16 protein-coding genes are annotated in these 16,683 nt (G+C 35.5%); 4 read left to right on the top strand and 12 right to left on the bottom strand.

Annotated features, from left to right (window positions below; genetic code table 11):
• Nucleotides 1-18 precede the first annotated feature (18 nt).
• The 4 genes from hisG to fabG form a co-directional block, all read right to left on the bottom strand.
• A complete protein-coding gene (gene hisG / locus Q0992_RS03215) occupies nt 19-876 on the bottom strand; it encodes an ATP phosphoribosyltransferase (protein WP_299520321.1) in 858 nt (285 codons plus the stop codon).
• 223 nt (nt 877-1,099) lie between these two features.
• On the bottom strand, nt 1,100-1,915 hold the full coding sequence (locus tag Q0992_RS03220) for a prohibitin family protein (protein WP_299520323.1): 816 nt from the start codon (nt 1,913-1,915) through the stop codon (nt 1,100-1,102).
• A gap of 10 nt (nt 1,916-1,925) precedes the next feature.
• On the bottom strand, nt 1,926-3,959 hold the full coding sequence (locus tag Q0992_RS03225; RefSeq protein WP_299520325.1) for a VWA domain-containing protein: 2,034 nt from the start codon (nt 3,957-3,959) through the stop codon (nt 1,926-1,928).
• Nucleotides 3,960-3,964: 5 nt separating this feature from the next.
• Nucleotides 3,965-4,711 (bottom strand): 3-oxoacyl-[acyl-carrier-protein] reductase, encoded by a 747-nt coding sequence (gene fabG / locus Q0992_RS03230; protein ID WP_299520327.1) that lies wholly within the window; start codon nt 4,709-4,711, stop codon nt 3,965-3,967.
• Nucleotides 4,712-4,980: 269 nt separating this feature from the next.
• Between fabG and Q0992_RS03235 the strand changes: the two genes are divergently transcribed.
• From Q0992_RS03235 to Q0992_RS03245, 3 genes are read left to right on the top strand one after another with little or no spacing between them, the layout of a single operon-like run.
• The gene (locus tag Q0992_RS03235) at nt 4,981-5,607 is read left to right on the top strand and encodes an ABC transporter ATP-binding protein (protein WP_299520329.1); all 627 of its coding nucleotides are present in this window, start codon (nt 4,981-4,983) and stop codon (nt 5,605-5,607) included.
• The gene (locus Q0992_RS03240) at nt 5,604-7,082 is read left to right on the top strand and encodes an FtsX-like permease family protein (protein ID WP_299520331.1); all 1,479 of its coding nucleotides are present in this window, start codon (nt 5,604-5,606) and stop codon (nt 7,080-7,082) included. The genes Q0992_RS03235 and Q0992_RS03240 overlap by 4 nt, the downstream gene beginning before the upstream one ends.
• On the top strand, nt 7,075-7,521 hold the full coding sequence (locus Q0992_RS03245) for a hypothetical protein (protein WP_299520333.1): 447 nt from the start codon (nt 7,075-7,077) through the stop codon (nt 7,519-7,521). Before Q0992_RS03240 ends, Q0992_RS03245 begins: the two co-directional genes overlap by 8 nt.
• Before the next feature lie 13 nt (nt 7,522-7,534).
• Here the strand turns inward: Q0992_RS03245 and sucD are convergent, their stop codons facing one another.
• From sucD to Q0992_RS03285, 8 genes are all read right to left on the bottom strand, one after another.
• On the bottom strand, nt 7,535-8,407 hold the full coding sequence (gene sucD, locus Q0992_RS03250; RefSeq protein WP_299520335.1) for a succinate--CoA ligase subunit alpha: 873 nt from the start codon (nt 8,405-8,407) through the stop codon (nt 7,535-7,537).
• An 84-nt stretch (nt 8,408-8,491) separates the two neighbouring features.
• On the bottom strand, nt 8,492-8,896 hold the full coding sequence (locus Q0992_RS03255; protein ID WP_299520337.1) for a nuclear transport factor 2 family protein: 405 nt from the start codon (nt 8,894-8,896) through the stop codon (nt 8,492-8,494).
• On the bottom strand, nt 8,897-9,832 hold the full coding sequence (locus Q0992_RS03260) for a UDP-3-O-(3-hydroxymyristoyl)glucosamine N-acyltransferase (protein ID WP_299520339.1): 936 nt from the start codon (nt 9,830-9,832) through the stop codon (nt 8,897-8,899).
• Entirely contained in the window at nt 9,833-10,399 is a 567-nt protein-coding gene (gene efp / locus Q0992_RS03265) for an elongation factor P (protein WP_299520341.1), read from the bottom strand. It lies immediately after the preceding gene.
• Between the two features lie 20 nt (nt 10,400-10,419).
• Entirely contained in the window at nt 10,420-11,205 is a 786-nt protein-coding gene (gene lpxA, locus Q0992_RS03270; RefSeq protein WP_299520343.1) for an acyl-ACP--UDP-N-acetylglucosamine O-acyltransferase, read from the bottom strand.
• On the bottom strand, nt 11,206-12,612 hold the full coding sequence (locus Q0992_RS03275; protein ID WP_299520345.1) for a bifunctional UDP-3-O-[3-hydroxymyristoyl] N-acetylglucosamine deacetylase/3-hydroxyacyl-ACP dehydratase: 1,407 nt from the start codon (nt 12,610-12,612) through the stop codon (nt 11,206-11,208). It abuts the gene before it with no gap.
• Entirely contained in the window at nt 12,599-13,627 is a 1,029-nt protein-coding gene (lpxD, locus tag Q0992_RS03280) for a UDP-3-O-(3-hydroxymyristoyl)glucosamine N-acyltransferase (RefSeq protein WP_299520347.1), read from the bottom strand. Before lpxD ends, Q0992_RS03275 begins: the two co-directional genes overlap by 14 nt.
• Nucleotides 13,628-13,678: 51 nt before the next feature.
• A complete protein-coding gene (locus tag Q0992_RS03285; protein ID WP_299520349.1) occupies nt 13,679-14,908 on the bottom strand; it encodes an HD domain-containing protein in 1,230 nt (409 codons plus the stop codon).
• A gap of 34 nt (nt 14,909-14,942) precedes the next feature.
• Between Q0992_RS03285 and Q0992_RS03290 the strand changes: the two genes are divergently transcribed.
• On the top strand, nt 14,943-16,496 hold the full coding sequence (locus tag Q0992_RS03290; RefSeq protein ID WP_299520351.1) for a bifunctional response regulator/alkaline phosphatase family protein: 1,554 nt from the start codon (nt 14,943-14,945) through the stop codon (nt 16,494-16,496).
• Nucleotides 16,497-16,683 lie beyond the last annotated feature (187 nt).

The raw sequence follows: 16,683 nt of genomic DNA on the forward strand, positions 1-16,683 counted from the left end.
CAGTGTGACAGTTCAGCATTAGAGAACCATGTTCTCTATTGGACAAACTAATATCCCCTCGGCGCCATTAGCCTTAAGCTCATCAATAACATTCCAAAAATCATTTTTGTTAATTACAGAGTGTAACGAACTCCAGCCTTCTTTTGCCAATGGCAATATTGTTGGACTATTCATTCCTGGAAGAAGCTTACAAATTCTATCGAGCCTATCATTCGGCGCATTGAGCAGTACATATTTATTTTCACGACCTCTTAATACCGACTTTAATCTAAATTGTATTTTATCAATAATAGCTTGATTTTCTACTGATATTTTAGGTGACGTTGCCAAGACGGCCTCAGATTTTAAAAGCACTTCGATTTCTTTCAATCCATTTTTAAATAAGGTACTACCACTTGAGACAATATCACAAATGCCATCGGCCAATCCAATATTGGGAGCAATTTCAACAGAACCATTAATAATATGGAGATTTGCTGAAATTCCTGATTTATCTAAAAATTGATTGACCGTATTTGGATAAGATGTGGCAATACGCTTACCTTCTAAGTCTTTCAAACTCTTAGCACTAGAAGATTTGGGAACTGCAATGGATACACGGCATTTAGAGAATCCTAATTTCTCCACAATGGTAATATCTTGTCCTTTTTCAATTAAAACATTTTCGCCTATAATAGCGGCATCTACAACTCCGTCCTTTAAATATTGAGGAATGTCACCATTTCGAAGGTAAAATACTTCCATAGGGAAATTCCTGGCAGAAGCTTTTAGTTGGTCTTTACCATTATCAATGGAGATTCCTATCTGCTTCAAGATCTTTAGCGAATCTTCATTTAAACGTCCTGACTTTTGAACTGCAATTTTTAGCGTACTCATTATTAGCTTTGGTTAGTTGAGAATATTAAATGAGTTCCATAAAAAAAACCCATTTGATATTCTCAAACGGGTTTAATTTATATGTTGAAATCAATCAATACATTTTCACCTCGCTTGAGCGATTACCTGAAAATGATGATGTAATTGATTAATTGTCATTTGATTTTTGTTAAAACAAAGTTTTGTAAAATTATTTTACAATTCCAAGTGTTTGATCATTTTTTTATTGATTACCTAAAATTATAGGCATTCCGCTTTCCCCAGAACCGATAATTACGACTTTGCTATTTGGTGACTCGGCTAATTTATTTGTGGCTTCTATACCTTTATCTTGCAAAATCTTATCTGTTAATGAGGCACTTAAAATTCTATTGGCATCTGCTTTACCTTGGGCTTCAATTCGTTGACGTTCGGCCTCTTTCTGTGCAGTAACTAGCCTAAACTCGTACTCTAGAGATTCTTGTTCTTGTTTTAGTTTACGCTCAATAGCACCTTTAATTGTTGGAGGTAAGGTAACGTCGCGAATTAAAACGCTATTCAATTGAATGTATTGACTTTCAACAATTTTCTTAGTCTCTTCAAAAATTTCAGTTTGAATGGCATCTCTCTTACTGGAATACAATTGCTCTGGTGTATAGCGTCCTACAACACTACGTGCAGCAGAACGAATGGCTGGCTGTAATACCCTGCTTAAATAATTCTCGCCTTTTTCATTATGAAGTCTACCCAAATTTTTTTCGTCTGGTTCATACAGAACAGAAGCATCAAGTTTTATATCCAACCCGTTTGATGATAACACAGACATTTTTTCTGGAATTTCCTGTTGACGGGTTTCATAATCGATTACCCTATTCCATGGTGCAATAATGTGAAAGCCTGGACCTAAGGGTTCTTTCTCTGAATCAACACCATCCTTTAAAGTTTCATACAAAACTGCAGCATGACCAGCGTCTATGGTTACTGCTGACTTAAAAAGAATAATTAAAACAATAACTATTCCTACTAAAATTGGCAATCCTATTTTTGGTAATTTATCCATTTTATTTCTTTTAAATTAAACCGTTATATTTTCTGATAAACCACTCAGCGAATAAGCTCAACGCTATTAAACCAAGTAGATATTTCCAATCTATCAAAGGTACGATATTTTTAATGCTTTTTTGAATGGTTTGATATCGGGAATCTGCTAATAAATTGTTAATTAAATCTGGTGTGCTATCATGAAAATAGGCCTTGCCAAAACTATTATTGGCCAATGATTGAAGTTTCTCTATATCCGCATTTAAGAATTGTTGTTCTACATTGTATTCTAAAATCTCAAAGCTTCCAGATGCGGCAATGGATTCGGTATTATGCTTCACGGTAAAATCATAAGAGCCTGAAGCGATACCACTCAAGTCTACATTATAATGACCATTGTTTAATAAAAGTGGAACTTCCCTAGTACTATCATTTGCCTTGTTTTTGAGTATGATTGTTAAAGCTGCAGAATCATCAAATTCAAAATTTTTATTGAAATACTGCGCAGAAATAATGACGTCGTCATTACCATTATAAAATGATTTGTAGTCAATATCTATTCGATTTCGTTTTTTATTAGAGCTTAAATACTGAACAAGCTTCCCCATAAAATTGTCAAAATCATTAAAACTATCCGTATCCAAATACGACTGTGCACGCCATCTCCATAGGCCTTCTCCACTTAATAGAGCATGTTTAGTATTACCCACTTCTAAAGTTGAAAGCATAGATTGCCTCGTATCAATACCATTAACGACTTTGGTAAGAATAACATCATTTGGTACTAAAAACTCGAGATTTCCAAACTCTGATTCTAAAGGAGGATAATCCTCAAAGTCGAGGTTATCGATAATGAACGTACCGTAATTTCGATTTAAACTTGGTTGAAAATCTTCTGTTTGATTGGTTATAGCTTGTTTAAAAAACGTCTGTGAATTATTGAGCAAACTCCAATCGGTTGTAGCACCTGTAATGATGAACGTATTTAGTTTTTGTCTAAATACCTCGCTTAAGACAGAATTAAAGCTATTATTGGGTTGGTGTAATATAACTAGTTGAAAATCATTTATTTTAGATAAATAATCTTTTGGTTTTATTATTGAAACACTACGCTGTTCATTAGTTTCAATTGATTTCTTTAGTGCTCCTAAATCGGGATGTAAACGTTCAGATACTAAAGCGATATTTGTTTTTTGATCGATAACCTCTACCCCAAAATTTTTAGTGTTATTAACTGTATTTTTTTCACTTGAAAGTGGTACCAACTCTACTCGGTAGGTTTTTACTCCAACACTATTAGCCACTAAAGTGGTGGAAATAACTTCTGAGGTTTTTGAAGCGTCAAACTGAATGGCTTTTCTATAAACCACAGTATTTCCAGACCATATGTTAAGCTCAGTATTTACAGTCGCTGTGCCATTGTAATTGGTTATAATCTCAACTGGAAACCTATTCTTTAAATATACATAGCGATTGACATTGAGTTGCTTTATGCTTAGGTCTGCATAAACAGTAGAATCTCCAAGTATTATAGGGTATATCGGTTGTTTTACTGATTTTGAAATGTAGCTGTAGTCCGAACCATAGGTTTGATTACCATCTGTTAGCATTACTATTGGAGCTTTTGTGTTGGCATAAACTTCTCCAAGCTGTTTTAAGGCCTGTGATATATTAGATTGACCATCTTTAAAGTTCAAACTATCCAAATTATTAACTGATTTTCCAAAACCATATCTTTGAATATTGAAACGTTGGTTCAATTCAGAATTTGAGTTTAAAGCCTCTAAAACTGAATTTGCAGTGCTGTCTTGACCGAGATAAGCTACAGATTCTGAATTATCCACAGCGACTACCAGAGTTGGTTTTTCATCATAATAGGTTTTGGATTCAAACTTTGGATTAATGAGTAATAGCAATATTCCAAAAATGGCTATTATCCTTAAAACAATGAGGCTATATCGAAGGTTTGACTTTAGCTTTGATTTGTATATATACTGAAACAGCGCTAATAAAAGCGCTGCTATACCAGCAATAATAATATATACAATCGTTAGTGTTTGCATTAAAACTAAGTCAACATACCACCATCCACGTTCAATGTTTGCCCAGTCACATAGGCACTCATATCACTCGCTAAAAAGACACAGGAATTGGCAATATCCTCTGGTGTTCCGCCACGTTTTAAAGGAATAGCTGCTCTCCATCCTTTTACCGTATCTTCATCCAACTTTGCCGTCATTTCTGTTTCAATGAAGCCTGGTGCTATAACATTGCTTCTAATATTTCTAGAACCTAATTCTAAGGCTACTGACTTCGAAAATCCAATAATACCAGCTTTAGAAGCCGCATAGTTGGTTTGTCCGGCATTACCCTTAACGCCAACAACAGAACTCATATTTATTATAGATCCTTTACGTTGTTTTAGCATAGTGCGTTGTACCGCTTTGGTCATATTAAACACCGACTTTAAATTCACTTCAATTACCTTATCAAAGTCTTCTTCACCCATACGCATTAAAAGATTGTCTTTGGTAATTCCTGCATTATTTACAAGGATATCAATAGAACCAAATGCTTCCAATACGTCTTCTGCTAGTTTTTGGGCTTCTTCAAAACTTGCAGCATTACTTTGATAGCCTATAGCTTTGATCCCCAATTCACGTAACTCTTTTTCTAAAGCCTTAGCCGCATCAACTGAAGAACTATATGTAAAAGCTACATTTGCACCATGCTGTGCAAAAACTTCAGCTATACCTTTTCCTATACCACGACTGGCACCAGTAATTATGGCTGTTTTTCCTTCTAATAATTTCATAATGTGTGTGTTGGTTTAGTTAGATTAAAATTAATTGACTTCAATCAAATATAGCAATTACAAGTTGCATGAAATAAAAAAACCTCGCAACATTTTGTAAGGTTTTTAACAGTTTTATAAGTGTGTTCGTTTGCTATAATATGAATACTATGATTTTTTGATTGCTCTAAAATTACCGACTAAATAAATTGAGTTAATTTTGTGCTAAAATTTTATTAACCGCAACTGAGTTGCAATTATATTTGCATGTCTCTTGTATAATTAGAAGTATGATTCAAACTAAAGATCTTACATACGCGTATGATGACAGTGAACAATTTAGTTTTCCTGACATCAACATTAAGCCTGGTAAGCATGCCATTATTTTAGGACCTTCAGGAATAGGTAAAACGACTTTATTGTATTTATTAGCAGGTTTATTACAGCCAAATAAAGGTTCAGTATCTATTGAAGGAACTGAGCTAAACTCATTATCTAGAAGTGAGATTGATAGGTTTAGAGGCGAAAATATCGGACTTGTTTTTCAGCAATATCATTTTGTAAAATCTCTTAATGTCTCTGATAACTTGAGATTGCGCCAGAGTTTCCCTAAAAGTTCTTTAGATAAAACTAGACGATTAGAACTCGCCGAAAGATTAGGGCTTTCTGAGCATTTAAGCAAAAAAGTAACTAACTTGAGTCAAGGTCAACAACAGCGCTTATCAATAGCCTTGGGGTTGATTCATAAACCAAAAGTTATATTAGCTGACGAACCTACTTCAAATTTAGACGACAAGAATTGCGATAAAGTTATTGAGTTACTAAAAGAAGAAGCCAAAATCTGTAATAGTAGTTTAATAATTATAACTCATGATTATCGTGTGAAGTCTCATTTTGAAAATCAGATCATCTTATGAAAATAGCTTATCTCGCATATAAAAATATGGTGTCTAAACCGCTCAATTTATTATTGAGTCTAATGCTATTAATGTTGAGTGTGTCTTTGGTGACTTTCGTCTTGCAATTAAGCCAGCAAATAGATGAACAACTCAATAAAAATATTGCACCATTTGATATGGTAGTAGGTGCGAAAGGAAGCCCTTTACAATTGGTTTTGTCATCTGTACTTCACATAGATAATCCTACGGGAAACATTAAATTAAAGGAAACTGAGATTATTAGAAATCACCCTTTTGTAAAAACGGCTATCCCTATTTCTTACGGCGATAATTATAAAGGCTATCGGATTTTGGGTACAGAACCAGAATATTTGAATTACTACAATGCTGAATTGGCTGAAGGTGAAATGTATGATAAGTCTTTTGAAGTTGTAGTGGGATATAATGTATCCAAAACCCTAAAATTGAAAATTGGAGACAGCTTTGTTGGCTCACATGGATTGGTTGCATCAGAGGATGATGTCCATGACGAATTTCCTTATACAATTACAGGAGTTTTAAAGCAAACAGGAACTGTAGTTGACCAATTACTGGTCACTAAACAAGAAAGTGTTTGGGAGAGCCATAATCATGAAGGACATGACCACGAAGATGGTGAAGAGCACAACCATGGTGAAGGGGAACATGAACATCATGACCACGAAGACGGCGAAGAACATAACCATGATGAAGAGGGACATGAGCATCATGACCACGAAGAAGGTGAAGAGCATAACCATGATGAAGAGAGACATGAGCATCATGACCACGAAGACGGCGAAGAACACAACCATGATGAACGGGAACATGAACATCATAACCATCAAGATGGAGAAGAACACGATCATGGCGATGAGGGACATGAACATCATGACCACGACGATGGTGAAGAGCATGGCCATGATGAAGATAGAGAAATAACTTCATTATTAGTGAAATTTAAGAACCCTCTTGGGATGGTTCAGCTTCCTAGGTTTATTAATGAAAACTCTAATGTACAAGCTGCTTTACCAGGTTTTGAAATTCAGCGACTCATGAATTTATTTGGTTCTGGTGTAAAAACTATAAACGGTATAGCATTGGCTATTCTCTTGGTTTCTGCGCTGAGTATTTTTATTAGTCTTTTAAAAACCATACGCGAAAGACGAAAAGAACTAGCATTGTTAAGAACGTATGGGCTTAGAACAGGTCAGGTTCTATTACTAGTCCTTTTGGAAGGCATCTTTTTGGCTCTTATAGGTTTTGTGTTAGGATGGCTTCTAGGTCGTATAGGACTTTGGGGCGTATCTCAGTATTTACAAGATTCTAATGGGTATCAATTAAGAATAATTGGACCTGATATGTTTGAGCTATTGTTTTTTGGTATTATATTTGTTATAGCCATTATAGCCACTCTTTTGGCTTCAGTATCAATTTTTAAATTAAATGTGGCTAAAACCTTATCCGATGCTTAGCAAAAAACTAATATTATTTTTTTCATTTGCCATTTTTATAAGCTCAAATTCGACTGCGCAAGAAGAATTAACATGGGCAGATTTTGCGGATGTTGAATTTAAAAGAGAATATAATGCAATTTATGAGCTATACTTTTTGGTTCCTAAATTTGGCGAGACTATAAAGTCTTATGAAGGCAAAAAAATAAGTATTAAAGGTTACTTTTTGGACATTGCTGGGAATGGTGAGGTGCTTTTACTTTCTCAAAGACCTATGGCTATGTGCTTTTTTTGCGGTGGTGCTGGACCAGAAACAATAATTGAAGTTAATTTCAAGCAAAAACCATCTTTCAAAACCGATCAAATTGTTACTCTTACCGGCGTACTTCAATTAAATTCTGAAGACGTAGATCACTGTAACTATATCCTCAATGATACCACGGGGGAATTAGTAGACTAATTCAGTAAGTAAATTAGCCCAAAACTTCAGCGACTTTTTTTCCTATTTCAGCAGGGGAATCCACAACATGAATTCCGCATGCTCTCATGATTTTCTTTTTAGCTTGTGCCGTATCATCACTACCACCAACAATGGCACCAGCATGTCCCATTGTGCGTCCTGCAGGAGCCGTTTCCCCAGCAATAAAACCAATAATTGGCTTAGAGCTTCCACTCGCTTTATACCAATTAGCAGCGTCAGCTTCTAACTGACCACCTATTTCACCTATCATCACTACGGCTTCTGTCTCAGAATCATTTATCAGAAGTTCAACGGCTTCTTTTGTTGTAGTCCCAATAATAGGATCACCTCCAATACCAATGGCAGTAGTAATGCCTAAACCCTGTTTCACCACTTGGTCAGCTGCCTCATACGTCAATGTTCCTGATTTGGAAACAATACCAACTTTACCAGATTTAAAAACAAAACCTGGCATAATTCCAACTTTTGCTTCACCAGGAGTAATAACCCCAGGACAGTTAGGCCCTATCAAACGACAATTTCTGTCTTTTATATAAGCTGCTGTCTTAATCATATCGGCAACAGGAATCCCTTCTGTAATGGTTATGATGACTTTAATACCTGCATCAGCAGCTTCCATAATGGCGTCCGCGGCAAATGCTGGTGGCACAAAAATAATAGTCGTGTCTGCACCTACTTTTTCCACAGCTTCAGCAACGGTATTAAAAACTGGTTTTCCTAAGTGTGTTTGTCCACCTTTTCCGGGTGTTACACCACCGACAACATTTGTTCCATACTCAATCATTTGACCAGCATGAAATGTACCTTCGCTACCTGTAAAACCTTGAACAATGATTTTAGAATTCTTGTTAACTAAAACGCTCATGTGATAGTATTGTTTTTAAATTTTTATAAAATTTCAGTGCAAAAATAAGAGTTTTGAAACGTATAAACGAGCCCTTTTTTATATTTATTTTTTTGAATAAGATGCCATGCTCTCCAAGTCATTTTCATCAGCTTGTTGACTCATCTCATAACCTCTGTAAAGCTTACCATCTTTAATTTCCCAAATCGTTGAAAAATGACCTAAAATCGTTTCATTTTTTGAATCTTCTATAGTAGACCCAAATAACGTATGCCTTGTAACTATACTAGAATTAGACTCTAATAAATGGGTGAATTCAAACCTAAGATTATCGAATGCTCTTCTAGTTTCTGAGAAGAATTTTTCTAACTCATCATAATTTAACAGTTTAAAACCCTGACTGCTTGTCCAATGCAACTCACAATCTTTGTGAAAGAACTTTGGAACGATATTGGCATCATTGGCTAAATCAGAAGTATAAAATGATTTAACTATTTCTAATGGAGTCATTTATAAATCTTTTAATTTTTCAAGGATTTCAGGAATCTTTCTTATCGATGCTATCTCCTTGTATTTAGACCTAAAATCATCTGCAGGGATACCAAAATAGTGTTTCCCACCTTCTAAAGACTTACTGACTCCCGCTTTTGCAGATATGATTGTTTTTTCTCCTATAGTAATACCACTTGTAATACCTACTTGACCCCAAATAGTAACTTCGTCTTCAACAATGACACAACCTGCAATTCCAACCTGTGACGCTATAAGACACTTTTTACCAATGACGGTGTCGTGACCAATCTGCACTTGATTATCTATTTTAGTACCTTCTTTTATGGTAGTATCGCCTGTAACACCTTTATCAATGGTACAAGCTGCTCCAATATCGACGTTATCTTCAATAACGACACGTCCACCTGACAGCAATTGGTCGTAACCTTCTGGCCGCTTTTTATAATAAAAAGCACTTGCTCCTAAAACCGTACCTGCATGGATTGTGACATTATCGCCAATAACTGAATGATCATAAATACTCACGTTAGAATGTATCACACAATTTTTACCTATGGTGACATTATTGCCAATAAAGGAATTGGGTTGGATTATAGTTCCCTCCCCAATCTTAGCATCGTTAGCAATGGAAACGTTAGATGATTTAAAAGGTTTAAAATGCGTAGTTAATTTATTAAAATCCCTAAACGGATCATCAGAAATCAATAAGGCTTTACCCTCTGGGCAATCCACTTCTTTATTAATCAAAACAATAGTAGCTGCAGATTGAAGCGCTTTATCGTAATATTTCGGATGGTCTACAAAAACGATATCACCTGGCTCAACAACATGGATTTCATTCATGCCAAGAACTGGAAAATTATCAGCACCAACATAATCGGTATCGATTAATTTGGCGATTTGCTTTAATGTATGTGGCTTTGGAAACTTCATTTATTCCTTAATTCGCTCTTTGTAAGTCCCCTTTTCGGTTTCAATTTTAATTTTATCACCTTCATTAATAAATAAAGGTACATTTACTGTAGCACCAGTTTCTACGGTCGCTGGCTTAGTAGCATTAGTAGCAGTATTTCCTTTAACACCTGGCTCGGTGTGCGTTACTTCTAAAATAACACTTGCTGGCATATCTACCGAAAGCGGCATATTATCTTCTGTATTGATTAAAACTGTTACCACTTCACCCTCTTTCATTAATTCTGGACGGTCTAAGGCATTCTCTGTGAGTTGTATCTGCGTATAATCGGACTCATTCATAAAGTGATAGTACTCACCATCATTATATAGGTATTGAAACTTATGGGTTTCTACCCTTACATCATCAATTTTATGCCCAGCAGAAAAGGTATTATCAATTACTTTTCCTGTAGTAACACTTTTAAGTTTTGTTCTTACAAAAGCAGGACCCTTTCCTGGTTTTACGTGGAGGAACTCTATTATCTTGTATATGTCGTGATTATACTTGATACATAATCCGTTGCGTATATCCGATGTACTTGCCATTTTATTGTTTTATTTCTTAATTAATTTGATTTGAAATAGCCTTTCATAATGCCTCGATGCGAGTTCTTAATAAACTGAAGAATTTCATCACGCTCTGGTGTGGCTTGCATTTCTGCTTCAATGATTTCTGAAGCTTGAGTATTATTATAGTTTTTCTGATACAGAATTCTATATATATCTTGAATTTCACGAATCTTTTCAGTGGTAAAACCTCTTCGTCTTAATCCAACGGAATTAATTCCAACGTAAGATAAAGGTTCTCTAGCTGCCTTTACATATGGTGGTACATCCTTGCGGACTAAAGAACCTCCTGTAACAAAGGCATGGTTACCAATAGAACAAAACTGATGCACAGCTGTCATACCTGCTAAAACTACATAATCACCAACTGTAATATGTCCAGCTAGCGTACTGTTATTTGAAAATATACAATTATCACCAACAATACAGTCATGTGCGATATGGCAATACGCCATAATTAAACAATTGTTACCAATAACGGTTTTCATTTTGTCAGAAGTACCTCTGTTTATAGTTACACACTCTCTGATAGTTACATTATTGCCTATCTCCACAGTAGTCTCTTCGTCATCATATTTTAAGTCTTGAGGCACTGCAGAAATAACTGCGCCAGGGAAAATATTACAGTTTTTCCCAATTCGTGCACCTTCCATAATGGTGACATTACTTCCTATCCATGTACCCTCACCGATTTTCACATTATTATGAATCGTTGTGAATGGCTCTATTACCACATTTTTGGCAATCTTAGCGCCTGGGTGTACATATGCTAAAGGTTGGTTCATTTACTTTACTTTTGAGATTTGTGCCATTAATTCCGCCTCTGCGCATAACTTTCCATTGGCATAAGCATAGCCCTGCATATGACAAATACCTCTTCTTATTGGCGTGATCAATGTACACTTAAATATTAAGGTATCGCCAGGAACTACTTTTTGTTTGAATTTTACGTTGTCTATCTTCATGAAGAACGTCAGGTAGTTTTCTGGATCAGGAACAGTACTTAGCACAAGTATGCCTCCCGTTTGTGCCATAGCCTCAACAATTAAAACACCTGGCATAACTGGTGCCCCTGGAAAATGTCCTCTAAAAAACTCTTCGTTCATAGTGACATTTTTCATCCCAATCACATAATTATCAGTCAATTCATACACCTTATCTAAGAGTAAGAATGGTTGCCTGTGCGGTAACATATTCATGATTTGATTCACATCCATTAGTGGTGGTGAATTCAAATCTATCTGTGGTACATTATTCCGCCTTTCATTCTTAATGATTTTAGACATTTTCTTTGCAAACTGGGTGTTTACAAAATGTCCTGGCTTATTTGCTATGACTTTGCCTCTTATTCGCGTTCCAATTAATGCCAAATCGCCAACGACATCAAGCAATTTATGGCGTGCAGCCTCATTAGGATGATGCAACGTTAAATTATCTAAAATACCATTTGGCTTTACGGCTATATCATCTTTTTTAAAGGCCTTTCGCAATCGTTTCATAGTCGCTGGGGACAATTCTTTATCTACGTATACAATTGCATTATTAAGGTCACCTCCTTTAATTAGACCATGTTCAAGCAGCATTTCGATTTCATGCAAAAAACTAAAAGTTCTGGCATCGGCAATTTCGGTTTTGAATTCTGAAACCGAATTCATTGTGGCGTTTTGGGTTCCTAAAACTTTGGTTCCGAAATCCACCATAGTTGTCACCTTGTAGGATTCGGATGGCATGAGAATAATTTCACTACCTGTTGCCTCATCAGCATAAGAGACTACTTCCTTAACGACGTATTCTTCCCTAAAGGCATCTTGTTCTACAACACCTGCTTTCTCGAGAGCTTCAACAAAAAACTTTGAAGACCCATCCATAATAGGTGGTTCCGAAGCATTAAGTTCTATAATAGCATTGTCGATATCGAGACCAACCAAGGCGGCTAAAACATGCTCACAGGTCTGTATAGTGACTCCGTTTTTCTCTAGGCAGGTCCCTCTTTGCGTGTTGGTTACGTAATTAGCGTCTGCTTCAATCTTAGGATTACCCTCTAAATCAACACGTTCAAACAGAAATCCTGAATTTTCGGCTCCTGGTTTAAAAACCAAAGTTACATCAGATCCTGTATGAAGTCCTACACCTTTTAGCGCAACTTCTTTTTCAATGGTCTTTTGTTTTATTTCCGTTTTAACTATTGCCATCTACTTTCTTTTCTATTTCACTAATATTTTTAATAATCTTAGGTAAGTTTTTAAAGTACACATAAGACTTATTGTAATCGCCATAGGCTAATGCTGGAGATCCTTGTAGCACCTCATTGTCTTTTACATGCCTTCCTATACCAGATTGTGCCTGTATCCTTACATTGTTCCCTATGGTAATATGACCAACAATGCCTACTTGCCCACCTATTTGACAATTCTCACCAATTTTAGTAGAACCTGCGATACCAGCTTGGGCGGCAATGACCGTATTTTTACCTATCTCTACATTATGGGCTATCTGTATTTGGTTATCCAATTTTACACCTTTTCTTATAATCGTTGACCCAAGTGTTGCTCTATCTATCGTTGTTCCGGCTCCTATGTCTACAAAATCCTCAATAATGACATTTCCTATTTGTGGTACTTTAGAATATTCACCATTTTCATTTGGTTTAAAGCCAAATCCATCAGCACCAATGATTGCGCCAGAATTGATAACGCAGTTAGTTCCTATAACACAATCTGAATAAATCTTTCCACCAGAAAATACGACGGTATTATCGCCAATAACCACATTGTCACCAATATATGAATTGGGAAAAATCTTAACATTGTTACCTAAAGTTACATTATCACCTATATATGTAAAAGCGCCTATATATATATTGTCTCCAATTTTTGCTGATTTTGAAACATAGCTTGGCTGCTCAATACCTGACTTGTTGAGTTTTATTTGATTGTAATATTCAAGTAGTTTAGTAAATGCACCGTATGCATCTTCTACTTTTATTAAGGTTGTCTCAAGAGCTTCTTCGGGTTCAAAATCCGTATTGACAATAGTTATCGAAGCCTTAGTTGTATATATATAAGGTTTGTATTTTGGATTCGCCAAGAACGTTAGCGATCCTTTTGTTCCTTCTTCAATTTTTGCAAGTTTTGAAACTTGTGTATTTGGATCACCAACGACAGTACCTTCTAAAATACCTGCGATTTGTTCTGCTGTAAATTCCAATTAATTGATTTTAAAAAATGTTGGTTTCCGCAAAAATAGAAAAAATATGTATTACATTTTCTTTTTGGGATAACACATATAATACTTAGTTACTGGTTTACTCAAAGCTTTTAGATTTAAATGGTCAGAAGCTTTTACAATATCCTTTATTTTACCAGTTTTTGTTAAAATATTTATATGCTGCTTTTTATTTTGATAAGCCACGTTGGTAATTTTTCCATCAAACACAAAGTAATCCGCCTCTGCTTTTGAAATCGAATAGTTTTCCATGAGCACTTTAGCATGTACTGCCAAGTCCGAAGTCGTAATAGGTTTATTCTTCATTTTAATTTTTAGCAAATCTCTATTGATAATCATTTCGCAAAGATTACTAAGCACAAAATCCTCATGGTACTGCCATTCTTTCATAGCAGCTACAATATCATAGTCATCGAGTTTGGCAAACACCATAAGTGCGTCCGATTCAAAACTTTCGTTATTAATTTCTGAGTTTAAAAAATAAAACAACGGTTCACTGCAGTTTAGTTTAATGCCTTGTTGTACGAGGGCCTTGGCTCTCTTAAGTATTCTTGTTAACAATTGTTCGGCAACAACCCCTGTTTTATGCAAATAAACCTGCCAATACATAAACCGTCTGGCCACCAAAAATTTCTCAACACCATAGATGCCTTTTTCTTCAACTACAAGTTGATTATCCACAACATTGAGCATTGTAATTAAACGTTCACTGTTTATATTACCCTCAGCAACACCTGTGTAAAAGCTATCGCGCTTTAAGTAATCCGCTCTATCCATATCCAATTGACTAGAAATCAGCTGGCACATAAATTTACGAGGATATTTGCCTTTAAAGATTGAAATCGCCAACGTTAAACTTCCGTTAAACTCGTCGTTGAGTTTTTCCATAAAACGAAGGGAAATATCTTCGTGCGATACATCATTCACTATACTATGTTCCATGGCATGAGAGAAAGGCCCATGACCAATATCGTGTAATAAAATTGCTATTAGTAATCCATTTTCTTCGTCTTCAGAAATGCTAATGCCCTTAAAACGAAGTACATTAATTGCTTTTTGCATTAAGTACATACTTCCCAAGGCATGATGAAACCGCGTATGATGTGCTCCCGGATAAACCAAATATGACAAACCCATTTGACTTATACGACGTAATCTCTGAAAGTATTTATGCTGAATAAGATCAAAAACTAACGAATTCGGAATCGTAATAAATCCGTAAATTGGATCGTTAAATATTTTAAGTTTATTGCTAGACTTCAATTAGGAAAATTCATTAATTAGAAAACAAATATACATGAACAACATAAATATTCTCTGGGTAGATGACGAAATTGATTTATTAAAACCTCATATCCTATTCCTTAAGAAAAAACAATACGAGGTTACAACATGCCAAAGTGGTACAGAGGCCTTAGAGATTATTGACGATACCAATTTTGATATTGTTTTCTTAGACGAGAATATGCCAGGACTTACAGGTCTAGAAACGCTTAATGAGATTAAGGAGCGTCGCGCCAATCTGCCTATAGTTATGATTACTAAAAGTGAAGAGGAGTATATTATGGAAGAAGCTATTGGAAGCAAAATTGCGGATTACCTTATAAAACCTGTAAATCCCAACCAAATCTTATTGAGCTTAAAGAAGAATTTGGACCACTCGCGTTTAGTCTCTGAGAAAACGACATCTAACTATCAACAAGAATTTAGAAAGATTGCCATGGATCTGTCTATGGTAAACTCTTATGAAGAATGGATAGATCTATATCAAAAGCTCATTTACTGGGAACTACAACTTGAAGATATTGAAGATGTTGGCATGACAGACATCCTTGAATCCCAAAAAACGGAAGCCAATTTGCAATTTGGAAAATTTATTGAGAAAAATTACGAAGATTGGTTTCAACCCAATAGTGATGCTCCTGTGATGTCGCATACCTTATTTAAGGAAAAGGTTGTGCCAGAATTGAGTGATAAACAACCCACGCTTATGGTGGTTATTGATAATTTGCGATATGACCAATGGAAAGCTTTTGAACCTACTGTAAATAACTACTACAAGAAAGCTTTAGAGCTATCGTTTTTTAGTATTCTGCCTACAGCAACACAATATGCGAGAAATGCCATTTTTTCTGGTTTAATGCCAGCTGATATGGAAAAACTGTATCCACAATACTGGAAAAACGATACCGACGAAGGTGGCAAAAATTTGCATGAGGATGATTTTTTGAGAGAACAAATAAAACGTTTGGGCCTAAATCATATTACATACGAGTATCACAAGATTACTAACCTAAGGTCAGGTAAAAAATTGGTTGAGAACTTTAGAACATTAAAGGAAAATGATCTAACAGTCGTGGTCTACAATTTTGTAGATATGCTTTCTCATGCCAAAACCGAAATGGAAGTCGTTAAGGAATTAGCATCTAACGATAAAGCGTATCGCTCTTTGACACAAAGCTGGTTTAAAAATTCACCTTTACTCGAAATGATACAACTCTCGCAACAGCTAGGCTTTAAATTAATCTTAACTACGGATCACGGTACTATTAACGTCAAAGCACCGTCTAAGGTGATTGGCGATAGGGATACTAGTCTTAATTTGCGTTACAAAACAGGCCGTAGTTTAACGTATCAAGATAAAGATGTGATGGCCGTAAAAAATCCAAAGTCTGTCCATTTACCTGCTTTAACGATGAGTAGTTCGTTTATTTTTGCTAAAGGTGATTTGTTTTTAGCCTATCCCAATAATTTCAACCATTACGTGAGTTATTACAGAAACACCTATCAGCACGGTGGCGTATCTTTGGAAGAAATGATTATCCCTTTTGTAGTTTTGGATCCTAAATGATAGCAATACACTATTGCTACAATATTGAACTGTCACACTGAGCGCAGTCGAAGTGTTGTTTCAATAATCCTGCAATAACATTAAAATCTTTAAATCTTTGATTACAAAACCATCTGTTAAAAGCATAAAAATCCGATGAAATGCATTTTTTTCTAGGAATTTCCATTTTTTATTCCTAACATTGTAA

It is taken from the genome of Winogradskyella sp., assembly GCF_028289625.1.
In the GTDB taxonomy this organism is placed as follows: Bacteria; Bacteroidota; Bacteroidia; order Flavobacteriales; family Flavobacteriaceae; genus Winogradskyella.

What these genes read in the sequence shown, in the direction of transcription:
- Q0992_RS03255 (WP_299520337.1), bottom strand. Translation starts at nt 8,896, where the DNA reads ATGACTCCATTAGAAATAGTTAAATCATTTTATACTTCTGATTTAGCC.
- sucD (WP_299520335.1), bottom strand. Translation starts at nt 8,407, where the DNA reads ATGAGCGTTTTAGTTAACAAGAATTCTAAAATCATTGTTCAAGGTTTT.
- lpxA (WP_299520343.1), bottom strand. Translation starts at nt 11,205, where the DNA reads ATGAACCAACCTTTAGCATATGTACACCCAGGCGCTAAGATTGCCAAA.
- fabG (WP_299520327.1), bottom strand. Translation starts at nt 4,711, where the DNA reads ATGAAATTATTAGAAGGAAAAACAGCCATAATTACTGGTGCCAGTCGT.
- Q0992_RS03275 (WP_299520345.1), bottom strand. Translation starts at nt 12,612, where the DNA reads ATGGCAATAGTTAAAACGGAAATAAAACAAAAGACCATTGAAAAAGAA.
- Q0992_RS03235 (WP_299520329.1), top strand. Translation starts at nt 4,981, where the DNA reads ATGATTCAAACTAAAGATCTTACATACGCGTATGATGACAGTGAACAA.
- Q0992_RS03220 (WP_299520323.1), bottom strand. Translation starts at nt 1,915, where the DNA reads ATGGATAAATTACCAAAAATAGGATTGCCAATTTTAGTAGGAATAGTT.
- Q0992_RS03260 (WP_299520339.1), bottom strand. Translation starts at nt 9,832, where the DNA reads ATGAAGTTTCCAAAGCCACATACATTAAAGCAAATCGCCAAATTAATC.
- Q0992_RS03245 (WP_299520333.1), top strand. Translation starts at nt 7,075, where the DNA reads ATGCTTAGCAAAAAACTAATATTATTTTTTTCATTTGCCATTTTTATA.
- efp (WP_299520341.1), bottom strand. Translation starts at nt 10,399, where the DNA reads ATGGCAAGTACATCGGATATACGCAACGGATTATGTATCAAGTATAAT.
- hisG (WP_299520321.1), bottom strand. Translation starts at nt 876, where the DNA reads ATGAGTACGCTAAAAATTGCAGTTCAAAAGTCAGGACGTTTAAATGAA.
- Q0992_RS03240 (WP_299520331.1), top strand. Translation starts at nt 5,604, where the DNA reads ATGAAAATAGCTTATCTCGCATATAAAAATATGGTGTCTAAACCGCTC.
- Q0992_RS03225 (WP_299520325.1), bottom strand. Translation starts at nt 3,959, where the DNA reads ATGCAAACACTAACGATTGTATATATTATTATTGCTGGTATAGCAGCG.
- Q0992_RS03290 (WP_299520351.1), top strand. Translation starts at nt 14,943, where the DNA reads ATGAACAACATAAATATTCTCTGGGTAGATGACGAAATTGATTTATTA.